Annotated in this window: 18 protein-coding genes; 15 read left to right on the top strand and 3 right to left on the bottom strand. The window is 36.2% G+C overall.

Annotated features, from left to right (window positions below; all coding sequences use genetic code 11):
• Nucleotides 1-96: 96 nt before the first annotated feature.
• The 3 genes from KO521_RS01245 to KO521_RS01235 form a co-directional block, all read right to left on the bottom strand.
• Nucleotides 97-528 carry a hypothetical protein gene (locus tag KO521_RS01245; protein WP_215938107.1) on the bottom strand — a complete coding sequence of 144 codons (432 nt, stop codon included), beginning with the start codon at nucleotides 526-528 and terminating at the stop codon, nucleotides 97-99.
• A gap of 50 nt (nucleotides 529-578) precedes the next feature.
• Nucleotides 579-1,361 carry a universal stress protein gene (locus KO521_RS01240; RefSeq protein ID WP_215938106.1) on the bottom strand — a complete coding sequence of 261 codons (783 nt, stop codon included), beginning with the start codon at nucleotides 1,359-1,361 and terminating at the stop codon, nucleotides 579-581.
• 116 nt (nucleotides 1,362-1,477) lie between these two features.
• Nucleotides 1,478-2,158 carry a WG repeat-containing protein gene (locus KO521_RS01235; RefSeq protein WP_215938105.1) on the bottom strand — a complete coding sequence of 227 codons (681 nt, stop codon included), beginning with the start codon at nucleotides 2,156-2,158 and terminating at the stop codon, nucleotides 1,478-1,480.
• 198 nt (nucleotides 2,159-2,356) lie between these two features.
• Between KO521_RS01235 and KO521_RS01230 the strand changes: the two genes are divergently transcribed.
• From KO521_RS01230 to KO521_RS01160, 15 genes are all read left to right on the top strand, one after another.
• Nucleotides 2,357-2,707, top strand: a complete 351-nt coding sequence (locus tag KO521_RS01230; protein WP_215938104.1) for a carboxymuconolactone decarboxylase family protein — start codon at nucleotides 2,357-2,359, stop codon at nucleotides 2,705-2,707.
• Between the two features lies 1 nt (nucleotide 2,708).
• A complete protein-coding gene (gene ftsH, locus KO521_RS01225; protein WP_215938103.1) occupies nucleotides 2,709-4,682 on the top strand; it encodes an ATP-dependent zinc metalloprotease FtsH in 1,974 nt (657 codons plus the stop codon).
• 272 nt (nucleotides 4,683-4,954) lie between these two features.
• Nucleotides 4,955-5,341: a hypothetical protein gene (locus KO521_RS01220; RefSeq protein ID WP_194534251.1), complete on the top strand. Its 387-nt coding sequence runs from the start codon at nucleotides 4,955-4,957 to the stop codon at nucleotides 5,339-5,341.
• Nucleotides 5,342-5,355: 14 nt separating this feature from the next.
• Nucleotides 5,356-7,038, top strand: coding sequence for an ABC1 kinase family protein (locus KO521_RS01215; RefSeq protein WP_215938102.1), 1,683 nt, complete (start codon nucleotides 5,356-5,358; stop codon nucleotides 7,036-7,038).
• Between the two features lie 28 nt (nucleotides 7,039-7,066).
• Complete coding sequence (locus KO521_RS01210; RefSeq protein ID WP_215938101.1) at nucleotides 7,067-8,338, top strand: MgtC/SapB family protein; 1,272 nt, start codon at nucleotides 7,067-7,069, stop codon at nucleotides 8,336-8,338.
• 362 nt (nucleotides 8,339-8,700) lie between these two features.
• Nucleotides 8,701-10,302 carry an oleate hydratase gene (locus KO521_RS01205; protein ID WP_215938100.1) on the top strand — a complete coding sequence of 534 codons (1,602 nt, stop codon included), beginning with the start codon at nucleotides 8,701-8,703 and terminating at the stop codon, nucleotides 10,300-10,302.
• 62 nt (nucleotides 10,303-10,364) lie between these two features.
• Nucleotides 10,365-10,928, top strand: a complete 564-nt coding sequence (locus KO521_RS01200; RefSeq protein WP_252729808.1) for an HdeD family acid-resistance protein — start codon at nucleotides 10,365-10,367, stop codon at nucleotides 10,926-10,928.
• Nucleotides 10,929-11,059: 131 nt separating this feature from the next.
• Nucleotides 11,060-13,000 (top strand): oleate hydratase, encoded by a 1,941-nt coding sequence (locus KO521_RS01195; protein WP_215938099.1) that lies wholly within the window; start codon nucleotides 11,060-11,062, stop codon nucleotides 12,998-13,000.
• 110 nt (nucleotides 13,001-13,110) lie between these two features.
• A complete protein-coding gene (locus KO521_RS01190) occupies nucleotides 13,111-14,169 on the top strand; it encodes an ArsO family NAD(P)H-dependent flavin-containing monooxygenase (RefSeq protein ID WP_215938098.1) in 1,059 nt (352 codons plus the stop codon).
• A gap of 177 nt (nucleotides 14,170-14,346) precedes the next feature.
• Nucleotides 14,347-14,823, top strand: a complete 477-nt coding sequence (locus KO521_RS01185) for a Dps family protein (protein ID WP_215938097.1) — start codon at nucleotides 14,347-14,349, stop codon at nucleotides 14,821-14,823.
• A 21-nt stretch (nucleotides 14,824-14,844) separates the two neighbouring features.
• Complete coding sequence (locus tag KO521_RS01180; protein ID WP_215938096.1) at nucleotides 14,845-16,125, top strand: DUF1566 domain-containing protein; 1,281 nt, start codon at nucleotides 14,845-14,847, stop codon at nucleotides 16,123-16,125.
• 186 nt (nucleotides 16,126-16,311) lie between these two features.
• Nucleotides 16,312-17,931 carry a carbohydrate-binding domain-containing protein gene (locus KO521_RS01175; protein WP_215938095.1) on the top strand — a complete coding sequence of 540 codons (1,620 nt, stop codon included), beginning with the start codon at nucleotides 16,312-16,314 and terminating at the stop codon, nucleotides 17,929-17,931.
• A 15-nt stretch (nucleotides 17,932-17,946) separates the two neighbouring features.
• Nucleotides 17,947-18,546, top strand: a complete 600-nt coding sequence (locus KO521_RS01170) for a DUF1566 domain-containing protein (RefSeq protein WP_215938094.1) — start codon at nucleotides 17,947-17,949, stop codon at nucleotides 18,544-18,546.
• A 173-nt stretch (nucleotides 18,547-18,719) separates the two neighbouring features.
• Nucleotides 18,720-19,259 (top strand): DUF1566 domain-containing protein, encoded by a 540-nt coding sequence (locus KO521_RS01165; protein ID WP_215938093.1) that lies wholly within the window; start codon nucleotides 18,720-18,722, stop codon nucleotides 19,257-19,259.
• 25 nt (nucleotides 19,260-19,284) lie between these two features.
• Nucleotides 19,285-20,688: an NAD-dependent succinate-semialdehyde dehydrogenase gene (locus KO521_RS01160; protein ID WP_194551016.1), complete on the top strand. Its 1,404-nt coding sequence runs from the start codon at nucleotides 19,285-19,287 to the stop codon at nucleotides 20,686-20,688.
• The last annotated feature ends 31 nt before the right edge of the window (nucleotides 20,689-20,719 follow it).

The following is a 20,719-nucleotide window of genomic DNA, read 5'->3' as shown; positions in this document are numbered from 1 at the left end:
ATAAAAAAAGCAATAGATCTTTAACCATTATGATCATAGACCTATTGCTATTAAAGAAATAAATGAAATACCCCTATTACATTTATTTACCCACTACTATAATTTCTCTACTTCTACGTCTAATTCCACAATTTTGAATAGTTCACTTCTATTCTTTCTTGTCTTTATAATAAATTGTGCTATATCATCTTCCAATTCCATGTGCTCTTCTCTAAATGCTCTATGATTTTGATTCTCTGGCTCATCAATAATTGCAGATATACGTGATAAATGTCTGTCCACTCTTTTTAATAAATCATCACAATCTCTGGTATCCTTCAAGATACTTTCTCCTGCTCTCCTAATCCTTTCTAAATCTGCTTCTCCTTTTATCCATAGAAAATATTTATCCTCCAGATGCCGTAAAAACTTTAAGTCATCCTTGTAGAATAAAAGATCGGATTTCCAATGCTCCACTAAAACGTATAGTTCTTGCCAACTGCTATTTTTTATAAAATCGCCTTTAGGCCTCATTCTAAAATTTTCCATAAGTATATATTATAAAAATCATGACTTTCTACTGTGATTTAAATTAAGACCTACTCCAAAACAAGTGTAGGTACTTTAGAATCCAAGATTAGCATTTGTGTTAACTCCCCTTCTGAAGGATTGCTATTCTTATTGTGAATCCGTGGGAGTATAGCCACAACATCTATGTCATTCTTTATAGCGTAGGTATTTATCCCATCTACCACATCATCGTTTTTAATGAACACCCTTTCCTTATAGAACGTCTCAAGATAATATTCTATAGCACTCTCATTCTTCTCTTCTTCCTCGCTGTAACCATAAAGAATAGGTTGGTTTTCAACAGTTAGCACATGAACCTGGGCATTGCATTTACGAGCAATTTTTAAAAGAGTCTCCAATTTTCTAGTATCATCGATCTCTTCCCTTCCAATTACCAATGCTATACTCTTTAATCTAAAATCTTGACAATTTTGAGGAACTACCAATACTGGAAATTTGCCCATTAGAACAAAATTAGCGGTATTTGTCTGCTTATTATTCTGTTTACATTCACCAGAGGTACCCATTATCACAAGATCAATTTTATCCTTTTTGGCTATTTCCTCTAAAGTATTATTGAGCTTACCGTCCTGAATTTCCCATTCCAACTTATTTTTAAGAACACCTGCATATTCTTTCTCTAACCTTTCGAAATTCTCCGGTAACAATTCAAGATTGCAATTGCCCGAAACGTATGCCAATACAATTTTTATATCGTCTAGTCTACCAACGAAACCTACTGCATATTCTAATGCTTTTTTTGATGCCTTTGTAAAATCAAAAGGTATCAGTATTGTTGAAATTTTGCCCATGTTGTTTGTATTTATATATGCCTTTTGTAAGTCATACTCTCAAATTTAGTCTAAGATTATTAAAAATTATATGACCAAGGTCATATAACCATATCCATCATATATGGTTCAAATCACTAATTGGCCATTCCTTTATTTTCAACTTGTAGATTTGGCTTTACAATTTTCCATTTGTTAGATTTATCCTTTACCGCTAATAAATCTTTTGAAATCATTTTAGCCCCAAGCTCCGGTAATTTGAATAGCTTTCGAGACATTACAATATTTTCTCTTTCCTGTATAGGCCAAAGCATTTCTCCAGCTTGGTTCACGACAACTTCTGTAAATTCATAATCGTAAATTTTAAGTTGAAAAGGGTTTTTGCCCCGTAGTTCTTTCCTTTCATAGATGCCAACAGCATGACCGTCATTAAATTGACTTACATTTAAAAATTCTGTAGGTACTACTATTTTGCCCTTTTTATCAATGAATCCATAGCGGGCAATTCCATCTTCTTTTATCGTTTTAATGGCACAAAGTCCATCCTTAAACTTAGGAGCTTCAATACTTTCTACACCGTAATTAGCGGCATCAGCTATTCTATTCCATACCAAATCTCCTCTAAACCCAATAACCAATTGACCATCTTCATTAATAAAGCCCCATTCGTTTCCTTTTTTAACGGCGGCCAAACCTTCACTAAAAGGCTCAATTTGGTCCAATTCCGCAACCGTAGGTTTATTAATGTCTTCAACAGACTGTGCAACGCCCAGTATAGGTATTGACAGTATTAGCGTAATAATAAATAACCGTTTCATTTCTTTATATTTTTTTATGTTCTCCAAAGGTATATGGGCTATGTTCGGTTTAAAATGACCTACGTCAGTTGTATTATTTTTTCCAGAAATTCATTACCCCTACCTCTTTTAAAAAATACTATGCCCTCCTGATTTAAATCATTTGTTAACATAATGGTTTGAGATAGCTTTGGATTATCATTTTTAAAATTATGTATCATGATAAAAGATTATTCAAAACACTATAACGACCTCACCCACCTTATAAAAGAATTGGGAGCTAACATTCCAGAAACCATTGGTTCCTTTAACAGTCTACATAAAGCCAGTACTGCAGAAGGCGTGCTTTCTTCAAAAACAAAGGAGCTTATAGCGCTAGGCATTGCCATTACGGTTCGTTGTGATGGGTGTATCGCTTTTCATGTGCACGATGCTATAAAAGCGGGAGCCGGCTCAGAAGAGATTTTAGAAACTATTGGCGTGGCAGTTATGATGGGCGGAGGACCTGCTCTAATGTACGGTTGTGAAGCTCTAGAAGCTTTAAATCAATTTGTGGTACTAGAAGAATAATATGAAAAAGGAAACTAAAAGAAAAGATGCTGGTTCACCAGAAAGCAAAGGCAGAAAACCCTCGTGGGGAGAAGTTGGTTACAACTGGATTCTCATCATAGTTTTTGGTTCTTTTGCGCTGTTTACATTTCTTTCAAGTCCCGTTTCCGGTACAAGAGAAATTACTTGGACTTTTCTTCAAGATTCCCTTTTAACAAAACATGAAGTTTCTAAAATTACGGTCGTTAATAAGGAGTTTGCAGAGATTTATGTCAAAAAAGATTCTGTTGCCGCCACATCTCCCCAGAACAGTCTATTAGCTGCTACACAAAGTCCAAGCTATAAAATGACGATAGGCTCCGTAGAAAACTTTGAAAGAAAACTAGAGCAAGCCCAAAATTCTTTTCTGCCAGCAGATAAAGTAGATATTCAATATCAAAACCGTACAAGCTGGGGCGCAACCATTTCATGGATTTTACCTTTAGTGGTAATCATGGCATTTTGGTTTTTTATGCTAAAGCGGATGGGAAATTCCGGTGGCATGGGAGGCAAAATGTTCAACATAGGAAAATCAACCGCAAAACTCGCCGAAAAAGACACCAAAAGTAGCGTGACCTTTAAAGATGTAGCGGGATTAAAAGAAGCTAAAACCGAAGTAATGGAGGTTGTTGATTTTCTAAAAAATCCAGAAACATATACCAAACTAGGAGCCAAAATTCCTAAAGGTGTTATGCTTGTAGGACCTCCTGGAACAGGAAAAACTTTAATGGCCAAGGCCGTTGCAGGAGAAGCCCAAGTACCATTCTTTTCTATGTCCGGTTCTGAGTTTGTTGAAATGTTCGTTGGTGTAGGGGCATCACGAGTTCGAGATTTGTTCAAAAGGGCAAAAGAAAAAACACCGAGTATTATTTTTATCGATGAAATTGATGCTGTAGGCCGTTCAAGAGGAAAAGGAGGTGCTTTTCAAGCTAATGACGAACGTGAAAACACCCTGAACCAATTACTTACCGAGTTAGATGGTTTTGGACCCAATACCGGCGTAATTGTAATTGCTGCAACCAACCGTCCGGATGTATTGGATAAAGCACTACTGCGCCCAGGTAGGTTTGACCGGCATATATATCTAGAACTACCTACCAAGGATGAGCGCGAAGAAATATTCAAAGTTCACCTTAGACCACTTAAACTTGCGGGAGATGTAAAACCACATGATTTGGCTAAATTAAGTCCTGGATTTTCAGGAGCGGACATTGCCAATATCTGTAACGAAGCTGCACTTATTGCCGCTCGTAAAAAGGAGAAAAAAGTACATTCTCATGATTTCATGGATGCTAGGGACCGTGTTGTTGGAGGAATGGAACGAAAAAGTAAAATCATAGCCCCTAAGGAAAAAGAAACCGTAGCACACCATGAGGCAGGTCATGCCGTTGTAAGTTGGTACCTGAAGAATGTAGATGCTCTGGTTAAAGTCTCTATTATTCCAAGAGGAAAATCTTTGGGTGCCGCATGGTATTTACCAGAAGAAAGACAAATTGTTACCAAAGCCCAATTTATAGATCAGATGTGCGCTTCTTTGGGCGGACGGGCTGCTGAAGACATTGTTTTTAACGAGATTTCTTCAGGAGCTTTAGATGATCTTGAAAAAGCAACAAAACAAGCCTATGCCATGGTATCTTACTACGGACTTGACGAAAAAATAGGGCCAATCAGTTTTTATGATTCATCTGGGCAAAATGATCGTCTGGTAGGAAAACCTTATAGTGAATCTATGGCCAAGCTTATAGATCAGGAAGCTCAATCTCTAATTCTTAACGCCTATAAAAAGACTAAAGCTGTATTGGTTGAGCACAGAGAAGAGCTAGAGAAACTAGCCCAACATTTGCTTGAGCATGAAGTAGCGGAGAAAGAAGATTTAGAAGTCATTCTAGGAAAAAGAATAGAATTTATTCCTAATAATGTAGATGTAAATGACGATAACCAATTATCTGTCATCTAAAATAAAGAAGCATTGTTTAATCAATCCATTTGAAAAAATGTATTGAAACGTTAGGTCATTTTTCAGAGGGTACATTATAAGTATAATGTACCCTCTTATTTTTTAAAATAATTTTCTAAACTAGATGTTCATATTTCTACATACTACATTTAAAGTTAACAATACTGGCAAAGTATGACTTGGGTCATATCTATTATGCTAGGAAATTTACACCTTTGAATATAGATTTTATTGTAAGTGAAATTCTTTATTAATAATTTTAAATACATGTTATGAAAACAGCAACAATTTACAATTCTGATTTACACTTTGAACATAAACAATGGGAATCTGAACTCGCTTTCTGGAAAGACGAATTAAAAACCTTCAATGACAGATTAGGTGAACTCCAAACTCGTTGGACAGATAAGGATGTACTTGCACAGCTAGAACATTATCAAAATGAATTTATTCTTCATGGCAATGTTATAGAAGATTTACAAGAAACGATTGAAAAGCATGAATTGAATATTTCCGAGCACAGTAATGATAAAGCTGACTCTATGGATGTTCCTATGTTTAATACACATACAGAGATTCGTGAAAAAATGGAAATTCAAAGACAAATTTACGCTGATCTTAAAAAGAATTTTTTCCGGTTTCTGTCAAAATACATGTAACAAACCCATTAAATATGGCTGCATTTAAAATTCCGAAACAAAAAGAAATAAAAAGGTACGCCACTCTATTCAACGTCCTCGCCAAATATGGTTTTGAGGACGTTTTGGTAAATAGCGGTATCACAAAGGCGATTCCAAAAAGTTATTTGAATGGACATCCCGATACCATAAAAAACCTTTCTTTTTCAACATACGAACGTATTCGTATGGTGCTCGAAGAACTGGGACCAAGCTATGTAAAGCTAGGCCAGATTTTCAGCAATCGGGAAGACATGCTTCCACCTGAGCTCATAAAGGAATTAGAAAAATTACAAGACCACGCTCCTAATTTAAAAAACTTTGATGTACAAAAAACTATTGAAGACGAGCTGGAAATCACCTTGTCCGATTATTACTTGTCCGTCAATCCAGAACCTTTAGCGGCAGCATCTTTGGCCCAAGTACACCGTGCAAAATTATTGAGCGGAGAAGATGTGGTTCTTAAAATTCAGCGCCCAAATATAGAAGAAGTCATTGAGAGTGATTTGTTGATCATGAAACAAGTTGCCAGAGCATTGGAGAAATATAGTACCCAAGCACAAGCTTTACAACCCGTGCGCATTATAGCATCTTTTGAACAAAGCATTCGGGAAGAACTTCAGTTTTTACGAGAAATGGATAATACCGAAAAATTCGCTCGGAATTTTGAGGGTAATGAAATGATTCATGTTCCGGTAATCTATCGTCCGCTGTCTACAAATCGTATTATTTGCATGGAGTTTATTGACGGGATAAAAGTATCTGAAATTAATACACTTAAAGCTGCAAACATAGATCCGATAGCAGTAGCCAAAGTTGGAGTTGACTTATATATAGAACAAATTCTTGAGCATGGTTTCTTTCATGCAGATCCACATCCGGGAAACATATTTGTACTTCCAACTACGGGCCAAATTTGCTTCTTAGATTTTGGTATGATGGGTACCGTAATGCCTAGCGATAAAGAAGCCCTTGGCGACCTGCTACTCTATTTCTTAAGAAAAGACGTCAAGAAAATTATTATTTTACTTGAGAAGATTGCAGTTAAAACAGATATACCCGATTACAAAAAACTAGAACAAGATTTATACGAACTGGTTTCTGGAGTAAGCGACATCTCGCTACAAAATGTAAAAATAGGAACTATTCTCACCCAGTTCAAAACCGTACTATATGAGAATAGAATCATCCTACCACACTATCTATATATGCTGATAAGAGGACTTATTATTATAGAGGGCGTAGGTAGAAAATTAGACCCATCTTTTAACATTACGGATAATTTAGAGCCTTATACCTCTAAAATTATCCGAAGAAGATTTAGCTTAAAACGGCTATTTAAAAAGAACCTAAGTCGTTTTCAAGATATTAATGACCTCATAGACACCCTACCCGATGATATCAACGCCATCCTTAAAAAAATAAAAGATGGTAAACTGGTGGTAATTCACGAACACAAAGGGTTAACAGAGTTTCAAACGGCAATAAGCAAGTCTGTCAACCGATTGGTCTTTGCTGTAATCATAGCCGCCCTTTCCATTGGGTCTTCAATCTTGGTTATGGCAAAAATGCCTCCCCTTATAAATGGTATTCCGTTATTGGGAGCTATTGGTTTTGTGTTATCTGCTGTATTGGGTTTTTACATTGTAATATCCATATTTAGGAACGATCAATTTTAAGTATTAGAACCACTAATCTAAAAACTGGATGATAAAGTTTGAAGGTATGAATGAATTTATGGACAGCTATCTTCTAGGTGTGCTCATAAGTATGGGAATTGGTTTGATCATTGGCTTGGAAAGAGAATATGATAAGTTAAAAGACCAAGGGTTTGCGGGTATCCGTACTTTTCCCATTGTTGCCATATTAGGTTTCGCTTTAGAAAACCTGACCGATAAATTTACCGTTTGGATATTGATCGTTAGTTTAGGTGCTTTTATATTGTTTTTGGCAGTTAATCGTATGTATCAGAAACAGGAAGAATATGGTAAAGGGCTAACCACCAACTTAGCCTTGATCGCTACGTTTGTTTTGGGTATTATGGTATCTGCAGAGTATTATAGAGATGCCGTTGCCACAGCAGTTATAATAGTAACCCTACTTTCATTAAAAACCAGGTTCCGAACGGTAATAAGTAACATTACTTCAGAAGAACTTTTTGCTTTTATTAAGTTCTCCATTATATCACTTTTGATTCTGCCTTTTCTTCCCAACAAAGTCTACGGCCCCAGTGGTTTATTGAACCCGTTTGAAATTGGATCTATAGTAGTAATCGTGTCTTTTTTAAATTTTATAGGCTATTTTTTAGTAAAATATGTAGGTTCAAAAAGGGGCATATTATTAACAGCTATTCTAGGTGGTCTTATATCTAGCACAGCCGTAACTTGGAGCTATGCCTCCCGTAGTGAAGAATCTCCCGAGCTCTCAAAAAAATACGCAGCAGGTATCATTATTGCTTCCGCAATTATGTTTCCTAGACTTGCACTTTTGACGTATATTTTTAATGGAGGCCTTCTCATGTATTTGGCACTCCCCTTTTCCCTTTTGACCATAATCTGTATAGTAGTCTCGTTAGTCCTCATCCAAAGAGATACAAAAAAACCAGATACCAATATTAAATTAGGAAACCCGCTTAACATATTAAATGCTATTGGTTTTGGAGCTATTTACGTCGTAATACTGTTTGCTGTTTTCTATAGTAACAAATTTTTTGGCGAAAGTGGTCTGTATTATTCCGCCTTAATTTCGGGGTTAGCAGATACGGATGCTATTACCATAAGCATGGCAAAATTTTCATTGGATTCAGAAAAACTAGAATTAGCTTCACTGGTTATCATTGCTGCCATTTCAAGTAATATGCTCGTTAAGTTAGGCATCAGTATATTTAAGGGCTCAAAAACTACAGGAAAGCTCGTAGGCTATACGTTTGGCTCCATCATTCTCGTAGGTGTTATCTATATCCTTTCCAACAACGTTTAGCCGTAGGTCCAAAAAACATCCGTCTAAATAGAATTTCTATTTCGTCTTCACCTAAATGGCTAGCTATTATTTTCTTCAAATTGTTACCTAAAATTCAATTGAAACTACATGTTTTTTTTCGTGTACCTGACCTAGGTCAGGTTATCATATCTCGCCTTCCTATAACTTTGAATACGGTTTTTTTAAGTAGGCTTTTAAGTGAGTGCAATTGTAAACTTGAAACCCCTATTAAAGCTAAGAAATCATACAAAATAGAGTAGCTCTTAGATAGACTAGAAGACTTTAATGAGGCGATAATGATGCTGAAGAAACTTACTGGCCCACTATGAATTACAATAAATAATAATCTAAAATAATTTATTATGGATATTCAAAATAGTGATAGAAAAGCGTACTTCATTGGTGGTGGAATAGGATCACTGGCCGGAGCGGCATTTCTAATTCGTGATGGTGGAGTATCAGGCAGCAATATTACAATCTATGAAAGTTTACCAGTCTTAGGCGGTAGTTTAGATGCTGGAGGAAATTCTGAGCAAGGATATACGCTGCGTGGTTCTCGTATGTTAACCTTAAACATTTATGAATGTACTTGGGCATTATTTAATACAATTCCGTCACTTACAGACCCCAATACCTCTGTATATGAAGAAACCGTTGCGTTTAACGAACGTGTGAAATCTAATGCAAAAGCACGTCTTATAGATAAGAATCGGGCAATTGTTGATTCTTCTAAACTTGGTCTTACCATGGCCAACCGTACGGAGCTTCTTAAATTAAGTGAGTCTAGTGAAGATAAATTAGGAAATAGTTCTATTTATGATTGGTTTACACCTTCTTTTTTTGAAAGCAATTTCTGGTATATGTGGCGAACAAGCTTTGCTTTTTCGCCATGGCATAGTGCTGTAGAATTTAAACGCTACTTGCACAGGTTTATGCAAGAGTTCCCAAATGTTGAAACCATGACAGGTGTTAGACGTACGGTTTATAACCAGTATGATTCCATGATTTTACCTTTAGAAGTTTGGCTTAAATCTCATGGTGTCAATTTTATGAGAGGCAGTACCGTTACTGATTTGGATACAGAATTTGGTCTTGACCCAAAAACAGGAAGCAAAAAAGTAATTGTAAAAAACCTTGTTTACGAAAATGCAGGAAATAACAAAACAATTAAAATTAACGATGACGATTTGGTATTCTATCAAAACGGCTCAATGACAGACGCTTCTAGTTATGGTTCCATGACAAGTGCTCCTAAATTCTATACAAAAGCAGATAGCCAAGGGTGGACCTTATGGGAAAAATTAGCTAAAAAATACCCGGGATTTGGCAAACCTGAAGTATTCAATTCCAATATAGCACAATCGTTTTGGGAATCTTTTACAGTAACCTTAAAAGACACCGCTTTCTTTGACCAGATGGAAAAATTCTCTGGAAACAAAGCAGGAACAGGTAGCCAGGTGACACTAAAAGACTCTAATTGGTTCATGAGTTTTTCATTAAACCAACAACCACATTATAAAGATCAACCATCAGATGTACAGGTATTCTTTACCTATGGTCTGCACCCAGACCGAGTTGGTAATTTTGTTGGTAAACCAATGACGGAATGTACAGGGGAAGAAATTCTTAGAGAACTCGCTGGTCATTTAAAATTCGATTATGATGTTGTTTTTGGCAATGCCATTTGTATACCATGTAGAATGCCCTATATCACCAGTATGTTCATGCCACGTTTAAAAACGGACAGACCTTTACCATTACCCAAAAATTCAAAAAATCTAGCATTTATAAGCCAGTTTGTAGAAATACCGGATGATGTTGTTTTTACTGTTGAATACTCCGTTAGGGCTGCTCAGATGGCAGTATATGAATTACTTGACATCGACCTGGAAATTCCGCCAATAAACAAATTCGATAAAACATTAAAAGTGGAATTGGAAACCGTTGCGAAGGCATTTCATTAAATAAAAATAGATTGTCTTTAGCAGTTTAAAATATAGTATAACTAAAGATAAAAAAAATAATTATGAACACATTATTGGATTCGACTCAAAAAGCTATAAAGAACTGGTGGATATCTATTTTAGTGGGTATTCTATACTTATTTATTGGGGTGTGGGTAATCCGTACCCCATTAGAAAGTTATTTATCCTTAAGTATGCTTTTTAGCTTTTTCATTTTAGCATCCGGTGTATTCCACATCGTTTTTGCTATTTCAAATAGAAATGTAATGGAAGGTTTGAACTGGTATTTGCTAGCAGGTCTTTTAGACCTGATTGTTGGCACATTACTTTTGATTCATCCACTTATGACCATGATGCTTTTACCCATATTCGTGGGTTTTTGGCTACTGTTTCAAAGTATTCTGAGTCTCGGCCTTTCTTTTCAACTAAAGGTATTTGGGGTTACCCGATGGGGCCTGCTTATATTTTGGGGCATAGTAACACTCCTTCTTTCCCTTTTAATTTTGACCTACCCTTTTTACGCGGGACTGAGCTTAGTGTATATGACTGCCTTCGGGTTTATTACGGCTGGGGTATTTAGAATTTTCTTGGGCTTTGACCTTAAAAAAATGGGTAAAAATCTATAAGACAACTTTAAGAAAACACTATAGTCAATTAATTAGGGGGCTTCAATATAAAAGACAGGTTTATCATAATACAATGCGTTCACTGCTATTAAATTTAAAAGCAGTATCACTTAAAAATAAAATTAGAAAACATGGGAAAAATAACAGAAAAATTCGACAAAGTATTAAACGCTTCACCATTCCCTGGACAGGTAGATCATGCTCCAGATGCTAGTAAAGAAGTAGTACGCAATTCTAAAGATCAACCCATGCCTTTTGCTGATCTTACAGGAAATTACCAACGTAATAAAGGTATACCTCCTAAATCTTTCAAAAACAGTAAGGTTTATATTGTTGGGACTGGTATTGCCGGTCTGTCTGCTGCATATTACTTTATAAGAGATGGACACATACCCGGGAAAAATATAATTTTTCTTGACAAAATTGCCATTGAAGGTGGTTCTTTAGATGGATCAGGAAATGCTAAGGATGGCTACCTAATAAGAGGAGGTAGAGAACTGGAAATGAACTATGAGAATCTATGGGATATTTTTCAAGATATTCCTGCTTTAGAAATGCCAGCACCTTATAGTGTTTTAGACGAATTTCGTTTATTAAATGATAACGACCCCAATTATTCAAAAGCTAGATTAATTCATAATAACGGGGAAGTACTAGATTTTAGTAAATTTAATTTAAACAAACTAGATCAATTAGCTGTTGTAAAACTTTTACTAAAAAAGAAAGAAGAGCTAGATGATGTTACCGTCGAAAGTTATTTCAGTGATTCATTTTTTAAAAGTAATTTTTGGACACTATTTCGTACCATGTTCGCTTTTGAAAACTGGCACAGTCTACTAGAGTGCAAATTATATATGCACCGATTTTTACACCGTATTGACGGTTTTAATGATCTATCATGCTTGGTATTTCCAAAATACAATCAGCATGACACCTTTGTAAAACCTTTAACAGAACATCTAAAATCTAAAGGAGTTAAAATTCAGTTCAACACTTTCGTTAAGGATTTAGATGTACAAATAAATACGGAAGGTAAAGTTGTTAAAGGCATTATTACACAACAAGAAGATAAAGAAGTAACAATCCCTGTAACTGAAAACGATTTTGTGATTGTTACCACAGGTTCAATGACAGAAGACACTCGTTATGGCGATAATACAAATGCACCAATAGAGGGAATTGATAGTATTAAAAGTGGTGAAAGTGACGGATGGCAGTTATGGAAAAACTTAGCTACAAAATCTATTGAATTTGGTAAACCTGAAAAGTTCTACAGTTCTGTTGAAAAATCTTCTTGGGAATCTGCAACATTAACATGTCGCCCATCAGCTTTCACCGAAAAAATAAAAGAATACTGTGTAAACGACCCCTATTCTGGAAAATCGGCAACCGGAGGGATTGTTACTATAACAGACTCTAACTGGTTAATGAGTTTTACCATTAATCGCCAACCGCACTTTCCTGAACAACCAGATGATATTCTGGTGATATGGGTGTATGCTTTATTTATGGATAAAAACGGGAACTATAGTAAAAAACCAATGCCACAATGTACAGGTAATGAGGTTTTAGCTGAGTTATGTTTTCATATTGGTTTAGAAGATAAAGTTGATACTATCATTAAAAATACCATTGTTAAAACTAGTTTCATGCCATACATTACCTCAATGTTTATGCCTAGGGCTGCAGGAGACAGACCAGAAGTTGTACCAAATGGTTCTAAGAATTTAGGTCTTGTAGGGCAGTTTGTAGAAACGCCTAATGATGTTGTGTTTACCGTAGACACTTCAATTAGAACTGCTAGAATAGCTGTTTATAAATTGCTGAACCTTAATAAGCAAGTGCCCGATATTGCTGCTGGTCAGTATGATATTCGTCAACTATTAAAGGCTGCTAAGGCATTAAACGATTACAAACCTTTTCCTGGAGAAAGTGTTCTAAAACGTGTACTTAAAAACACTTACTTTGAACATATTTTACCTGAAGGAGTAGAAGACGAAGATCAACATGATTCTTTTCTTTATGAACAGTTAGATAAAATTAAAGGGTGGGCAAAAGAGCTTACGCATTAACTTTTAAAAGGGTTTAATTACCTTGTAAAAAAGGTAAATTCTATCTTATTGGTTTTTAACCATTTTCATGCAGCGATAAGGATTGCTTTAATCTTAAAACAATACTTGATTTGAAAATATACGATATTATAATTATAGGCGGCGGACAAGCAGGCTTATCCGTTGGCTATTTTTTAAAAAGAAGCTCGTTGAGCTATCTTATATTAGATAATCAAAAAGAAGCTGGTGGATCTTGGTTAAAAACCTGGGATAGCCTTAAATTATTTTCCCCTTCAACGTACAGCTCCCTATCTGGTTGGGCAATGCCTAGAGGTAAGAATGAATATCCTTCAAAATCAGAATTTCTAGCATACTTATCTGCCTATGAAAAAAGATACGATTTTGCTATTCAAAGACAAACCGATGTTTTTAAAGTTGAAAAAGAAAATGGGCTCTTTAAAACCGAAACCAACAAAGGTGTTTTTTATTCAAAGACCATAGTAAGTGCAACCGGAACGTCAGGAAATCCGTTTATACCAGAATACCCAAAAAGCACTACATTTTCAGGTATACAACTACATTCTGCAGATTATAAGAATCCGGATATTTTTAAAGGCAAAAAAACCTTGATTATAGGTGGAGGAAATTCTGGAGCACAAATATTAGCAGAAGTATCAAAAGGGACACCTACACAATGGGTAACATTAAAAGAGCCTCAGTTTCTACCTGATGATATTGACGGGCGCTACCTTTTTAATGAAGCGACACAAAAATTTCTAGGGAAATCAAAAGTCAAATCAGAAAACAGTCATAGTATTTCCTTAGCTAATATAGTTATGGTAGCAAGTGTTAAAGAGGCAAGAAGTAGAAATGTGCTACATGCCGTTCGCCCATTCAAAGAATTTTATGAACATGGCGTTATCTGGCAAGACGGTACCAAAGAACGGTTTGATGCTATTATCTGGTGTACCGGTTTTAAAGCTAATTTAAAACACATAGAATCATTAGGGGTTGTAGAAAATAATAAAGTAGAGACTACCTATACCCGTTCAATCAAAGAGCCTAATTTATGGCTTGTAGGTTATGGTAATTGGACCGGATTTGCCTCTGCTACCATTTACGGCGTGGGTAAAACAGCCCGCCAAACTGTAAAAGAAATCAAAGAAACACTTTCTAATTCTGATAGCTAAAAAAATCATTCAAAGCATATTTCCGTTTCCGATTTCTGTACATATTAAGGGGAGTCTTTTCTTCCATTAGTACTGCAATTGTAAAGTTTTCTTAAAAAACGATAACATGATTTGTATCAGTATAATCGTTTTTGAATCTCAATAACTTTGGTATATCATATATAAAAATCTACAAAAATGAAAACACCTAACATTGGAATTTCAGCAGAAAATAGACAAGCTATTGCAGATCAATTATCAAAAATATTAGCAGATGAATTTGTACTCTATTCAAAAACTCTAAACTTCCATTGGAACGTAGAAGGACCCGATTTTCATTCGGTACACCTTTATCTAGAAACGTTGTATGAAGAGCAACAAGAGGTGGTTGATACTGTAGCTGAAAAAATACGTGCATTGGGTCATTATGTACCAGCAACATTAAAAGACTATTCTCAATTGACACATCTTACGGAAAAGGCGAAAGGCGGCAATGACAGTCAAAGCGTATTCGCAGAATTATTAGAAGACCACGAAAGCATTATCATTTTTCTACGAGAAGAAATAAAACCAATTTCAGACAAATGGCAAGCTGAAGGTATTAGTGATTATGTTACTGGGTTGATGGAACAACATGAGAAAACTGCTTGGATGCTACGTTCACATTTAGCATAATTTAAATTAAACAGAACCATTATGAAACGGATTGTAAAACCTAAAAAAAAGACATCAATCGTATTCGGGTTTTGTTGTGTTCTCATAGTCATTGTTTTGTTATTGAGCTCTGGTAAAAACTCAAGGCTTAATAGTATTGTACATAATGACAAGAGTAATTTAGATTACCCTATTGTTGGTACAAATCAGAGTAAATTCTACGACAACAGTACTGAAATTAAAGCACCAGCTATTGGTGATGATTTTTATGGACAAAATGCAAATTACCCTGGTAGCATCCCTAAATACAAAGATAATGATGATGGTACGGTAACTGATCTAGTTACGGGTTTAATGTGGCAGCAGAGCCCCGACACAAATGGCGATGGAAGAATTACGGCAAGTGATAAAATGACTTATAAAGAGGCAGCAGCTGGTGCTGCTTCTTTCAATTTAGGTGGCTATACAGATTGGCGATTGCCTACCATTAAAGAACAATTTTCTTTAATAGTTTTTAGTGGTGTTGACCCTAGCGGTTATAATTCTTCATCTTTAGAAGGGTTAATTCCTTTTATAGATACCGATTATTTCAAATTCGCTTACGGAGACACCAGTGCAAGAGAACGAATTATAGACTCTCAATATGCTAGTTCTAACATGTATGTGGGTGGAGATTTGTTATTCGGCGTCAATTTTGCCGATGGTCGTATAAAAGGTTACGGATTAAGGATGCCATTTGGTCCCGGTGATAAAACGTTTTTTGTAACCTATGTAAGAGGGAACAAGAATTACGGTATCAATAATTTTGAAGATAACGGCAATGGCACCATCTCAGATAAGGCTACAGGTCTCATGTGGATGCACAACGACAACCAAAAAGGCATCTTATGGCAAGAAGCATTAAACTATGCCGAAAACTATGAATTTGCAGGGTATTCTGATTGGCGGTTGCCCAACGTAAAAGAACTACAAAGTATCGTTGATTATTCCCGTTCCCCTAACACTTCAGAATCCGCAGCAATAGACCCACTTTTTAATTGTTCTGAAATCATAAATGAAGCTGGTCAAAAAGACTACCCTTTTTATTGGTCTAGTACAACACATTCTAACTGGTCTACTGAGGCAAAAGGTAGAAACGCATCTTATGTTTCTTTTGGTAGGGCCATGGGATATATGGATGGTAAATGGATGGATGTACACGGAGCAGGTGCGCAGCGTAGTGACCCAAAAATTGGTGACCCTAAAGATTGGCCCAAAGGCCACGGCCCTCAAGGTGATGCGCAACGAATCAATAATTATGTAAGGTTGGTTAGAGATTTATAATAATAACTCAACTAATGCAAGCCATGATTATTCTATGCAACACATACAAGCACACAATTTTCGAAAATTAATAAAAACAGAAATAGATCATAACATCTAGTTTACAGAGAACTAAAGGGCATTCACTGAAAACTCAAAATTGCAATTAAATATTTACTAATATTTATACTATAAAGATAAAGAACGATGAAAAATATAATAATTAAAAAGAATATCAATTTACTCCTTATTGCTTTAGCATTTAGCGCTTCAATATTAACTTTTAGTTCATGTAGCGATGATGATGATGAAGATACTGTAACGGTAGATGAAGAAGTAGTTGATGATGACACTTCTATTACCATAACAAACACAAACACCTCTGGAACGGCTGAAGGAGATACCGATAACACAGGTGCGGATGAAGATGATTTAGTAGAAAATGCAACTTTTGAAAATACCGTACAAATTGTATTTTCTAACGCTTCGGCTTCAATTACAAACCCTGTTCCTGATGATGTGGTTATTACACAAGATGGTGCCGATGTTACTATTAATTCCACTATTTCAGAAGTGGCTTACGAAGTATCGGGCACAACAACAGATGGTATGCTAAAAATTTACAGTGATAAGAAATTCAAATTATCGTTAAGTGATTTAAGTATCGCGAATACTGATGGTCCTGCGGTCAACATCCAATCTTCTAAAACCATTTTTGTTGTTTTGGAAGGTACAAACAGCCTGACCGATGCATCAACTTACAGTAATATTCCTGATGATGAAGATGCAAAAGCAACATTTTTTAGCGAAGGACAATTGGTTTTTAGCGGTTCAGGAGCACTTAACGTTGCAGGAAACTACAAGCACGGTATCGCAAGTGATGATTATATTAGGGTAATTAGTGGAACAATCACAGTTACAGAAGCAGCATCTGATGCCATACACACCAACGATTACATTATTGTAGACGGAGGTACACTTAATTTAACAGCAGATAGCGATGCAATGGATTGTGAAGAAGGCTATATTATTATCAACGACGGAACCTTTACTATTAATGCAATTGATGATGGAATTGCAGCTTCGTATGACATTGACGACGAGGAAGAACCCGATGATTCCATTACGCCATATGTAACAATTAATGGAGGTGATTTTGAAATAACTACTTCAGAAGGCGAAGGTATAGAAGCAAAAGGAACATTGACCATTAATGACGGTACAATGAACATCAATTCATACGATGACGGTCTTAATGCAGGTGATGATATATATATTAATGGAGGAAATATTTATGTTTACGCCACGCTTAATGATGCTATTGATAGTAACGGAGGAATTACCGTTACAGGTGGTACGACCATTGCCATAGCAGTTCGTACCGATGAGCCCGATGGCAGTTTTGATTGTGATGATAATACATTTAAAATAACTGGAGGAACAATTTTAGGGTTAGCACTAAATACTTCATTCCCTACAGAGAGCGAAAGCACACAAAACTCAGTAATCTTTGATGGTGTCAATGTAAATCAGTTATTGAACATACAATCGGAAGATGGTACGGAAGCCCTTACTTATGAAGTACCCTATAGCGTAAATACAATTATTTATTCCAACGCAAAATTAGAAACAGATCAAACGTATACTATCTATACCGGAGGAAGTGTAAGCAATGGCACTGAAGTTAATGGATTATACACCTCTGGAACTTATAGTGGAGGAACAGACTCAGGTGATTCATTTACAATAAGTAGCACGGTTACACAAATTGGAGGAGAAATGGGACCAACAGGAGAACCAGGTACTGGCGGTCCAGGAGGTAATTAACTTCAGAAAATAATCATGAAAAATTTAGCAACAATAAAAACGGCAAATTTGCTAAGTATGTCCATCATATGGTTTTCAGCATTGGCATTTGTTTCTGGTTGTAAAAATAAGGAGAACAAAAAATCTCAAATCACTATTTCTAAGGATAGTCTGAAAACTAACAACTATGTACAGATTGCAACGGGACAGTACACTTTGTATGACAATGATGGAAATGTGCTTGATGCTATCTCTGAAAGTGATTCTCTTTATGGTCAAGATGCTAATTATCTGAAAGGCGAAAAAATGTCCTTTACCAAAAATGGGAATGGTACTATTACAGATAATAACTCAGGGCTCATGTGGCAAGAAATCCCTAGTTCAGAAGGCTTTGATTGGCAAGATGCCAAAGATTATTGTGAAAATTTAGAACTTGGTGGTCATGATGATTGGCGAATACCATCTGCAAAAGAATTATTTTCCATTAGTAATTTTGATTCTGGATGGCCGTATTTAGATACCAATTATTTTTCCCTTGTCAACAATGAAGAGGTAGATAAAAGTGAACAATACTGGTCTAGCAATACAATATTGGTCACACAGAAGAAGGTGGTTACAATGCTGCTTTTGGTGTAAACCATGCTACAGGGCATATAAAGGCCTACCCGGCAGCTGCGCCAGATAAGGAGAAAGACCATAAAGGTCCGCCACCAAATCGCCAGCCTCCTCCAGGCCAAGGGGCACCTCCTGAAAATGGAAGACCTCCCCAAAATGGAGAAAGACCCACGGGCAACCCACTACTGAAGCATGTGCGTGCAGTTAGAGGTACTGTTTATGGAATAAATAATTTTACCGATAATAAAGACGGAACTATTTCTGATAACGCTACAGGCCTTATGTGGACAAAAGGAGATAGCGGAAAAGGTCTAAATTGGAAAGATGCTTTGGTTTATGCTAAAAATGCTAACATAGCTGACTATACCGATTGGCGTTTGCCGAATGTAAAAGAATTACAAGGTATTGTAGACTACTCTTTTGCACCAAATGCCAAAGACAGTAAAAATAAAGGTCCAGCTATTGACCCTATATTCAATTGCACACCGATTTCTAATGAAGCCGGCACTGATGATTTTGGTTATTATTGGACCAGCACTTCTGCGCATTTTAGAAGTGGCGAGCCTTACTTTTACGCCTGGTATGTTGCTTTTGGCAGGGCAGTCAACAACGAAGGAAAAGATTTTCATGGTGCTGGTGCCGTACGGTTCGATACCAAATACGAAGGCGGAAATTTAGGTGAAGGCGGTGAACGTACATACAATTATGTAAGACTTGTAAGAGATATAAATTAAATGTTTAACATTAAATATATAATTCATGGAAGCAACAAAAAAAACATCGAGTATTAAAACGGTAAATCCGTTTAATAACAAATTGGTGAAAGAGTTTCCACCAATGACAGATGCCCAATTAGCGGCAATAATCGATAAAGCGGACGAAGCTTTCCAATCGTGGAAAAAAACTTCATTTGAAAAAAGAGCTCAGATTATTCAAAAAGTGGCTTCTTTAATGCGTAAGCGTAAAGAGGAATTAGGAAAATTAGCCACTTTAGAAATGGGTAAATTATTGGCAGAGTCTATTTATGAAGTAGAATTATCGGCAGATATTTTTGATTACTACGCTGATAATGCAGCTGAATTATTAGCAGATAAACCATTAGATGTAAAAATGGGAGATGCATTTATCTCTTACGAACCTATAGGTACCATTTTGAGCGTTCAACCATGGAATTTTCCATATTATCAAGTTACCAGAAGTGCTTCTGCCAACTTAATGGCGGGTAATACTATGGTATTGAAACACGCATCGAACGTACCACAATGTGCGCAGCTTATGGAAGATTTATTCACAGAAGCTGGTTTACCTAATGGCGTGTATACCAATATCTTTATTCCGGGAAAAGAAATTGAAAAATTAGTTTCGAATCCGAAAATCAAAGCTGTATCCTTAACAGGAAGTGAACCTGCAGGAGCAAGTATTGCAGGCGCAGCCGGATCTAACGTTAAAAAAGCGACCCTCGAACTAGGCGGTAGTGATCCATTTATAGTACTTGAGAATGTTGATATCGATAAAGCCGTTAAAACAGCAGTTGAAGGTAGAATGTGGAATGCAGGTCAGGTTTGTGTTTCCCCTAAAAGGGTTATTGTTCCTGAACGTATGAAAGAAGAATTTTTATCTAAAGTGAAAGACTTTTTCAGCACATTAATAGTGGGCGACCCCATGGATAAAGAAACCAATGTAGCCCCACTTTGTACGGAAGCAGCTGCACAAGGTGTTATTGCCCAAATTAATAAGGCGGCACAACAAAACGCTACTATTGTAATGGGTGGCAAACGTGTAAATGGTCTTGGTGCATTTGTAGAACCAACTATAATCACAGACATTACTCCAGAAATGGATGCGTACTACGAAGAAATATTCGGTCCGGTGTTTATGCTCTATAGTTACAAAAATATAGATGAAGCCATATCGCTTGCTAATGCTACCAAATATGGTTTAGGTAGTACTGTTTTTGGTAACGATACTCAAGAAGCTCTAAAAGTAGCAAGACAAATAGATACCGGTATGGTCTATATTAATCACGTTACCGGTATTGCCCCTGAATTACCATTTGGAGGTACTAAAAATTCAGGTTTTGGTAGAGAACAAGCTCCGATGGGCATCTATGAATTCGTTAATGAAAAATTGATTCGTACAACGTCCCCTGAAGCCGTTTACTAGTTTATGAGTATAGCTTCTAATTTTCAGTATC

Origin of the sequence: Zobellia uliginosa (genome assembly GCF_018860745.1) — a bacterium.
Classification (GTDB): domain Bacteria; phylum Bacteroidota; class Bacteroidia; order Flavobacteriales; family Flavobacteriaceae; genus Zobellia; species Zobellia uliginosa_B.
Note: the sequence above shows the minus strand (reverse complement) of the source record. Positions and strands in the feature narration are given on the sequence as shown.

What these genes read in the sequence shown, in the direction of transcription:
- KO521_RS01175 (WP_215938095.1), top strand. Translation starts at nt 16,312, where the DNA reads ATGAAAAATATAATAATTAAAAAGAATATCAATTTACTCCTTATTGCT.
- KO521_RS01170 (WP_215938094.1), top strand. Translation starts at nt 17,947, where the DNA reads ATGAAAAATTTAGCAACAATAAAAACGGCAAATTTGCTAAGTATGTCC.
- KO521_RS01160 (WP_194551016.1), top strand. Translation starts at nt 19,285, where the DNA reads ATGGAAGCAACAAAAAAAACATCGAGTATTAAAACGGTAAATCCGTTT.
- KO521_RS01200 (WP_252729808.1), top strand. Translation starts at nt 10,365, where the DNA reads ATGAACACATTATTGGATTCGACTCAAAAAGCTATAAAGAACTGGTGG.
- KO521_RS01230 (WP_215938104.1), top strand. Translation starts at nt 2,357, where the DNA reads ATGATAAAAGATTATTCAAAACACTATAACGACCTCACCCACCTTATA.
- ftsH (WP_215938103.1), top strand. Translation starts at nt 2,709, where the DNA reads ATGAAAAAGGAAACTAAAAGAAAAGATGCTGGTTCACCAGAAAGCAAA.
- KO521_RS01235 (WP_215938105.1), bottom strand. Translation starts at nt 2,158, where the DNA reads ATGAAACGGTTATTTATTATTACGCTAATACTGTCAATACCTATACTG.
- KO521_RS01180 (WP_215938096.1), top strand. Translation starts at nt 14,845, where the DNA reads ATGAAACGGATTGTAAAACCTAAAAAAAAGACATCAATCGTATTCGGG.
- KO521_RS01210 (WP_215938101.1), top strand. Translation starts at nt 7,067, where the DNA reads ATGATAAAGTTTGAAGGTATGAATGAATTTATGGACAGCTATCTTCTA.
- KO521_RS01185 (WP_215938097.1), top strand. Translation starts at nt 14,347, where the DNA reads ATGAAAACACCTAACATTGGAATTTCAGCAGAAAATAGACAAGCTATT.
- KO521_RS01240 (WP_215938106.1), bottom strand. Translation starts at nt 1,361, where the DNA reads ATGGGCAAAATTTCAACAATACTGATACCTTTTGATTTTACAAAGGCA.
- KO521_RS01245 (WP_215938107.1), bottom strand. Translation starts at nt 528, where the DNA reads ATGGAAAATTTTAGAATGAGGCCTAAAGGCGATTTTATAAAAAATAGC.
- KO521_RS01205 (WP_215938100.1), top strand. Translation starts at nt 8,701, where the DNA reads ATGGATATTCAAAATAGTGATAGAAAAGCGTACTTCATTGGTGGTGGA.
- KO521_RS01195 (WP_215938099.1), top strand. Translation starts at nt 11,060, where the DNA reads ATGGGAAAAATAACAGAAAAATTCGACAAAGTATTAAACGCTTCACCA.
- KO521_RS01215 (WP_215938102.1), top strand. Translation starts at nt 5,356, where the DNA reads ATGGCTGCATTTAAAATTCCGAAACAAAAAGAAATAAAAAGGTACGCC.
- KO521_RS01220 (WP_194534251.1), top strand. Translation starts at nt 4,955, where the DNA reads ATGAAAACAGCAACAATTTACAATTCTGATTTACACTTTGAACATAAA.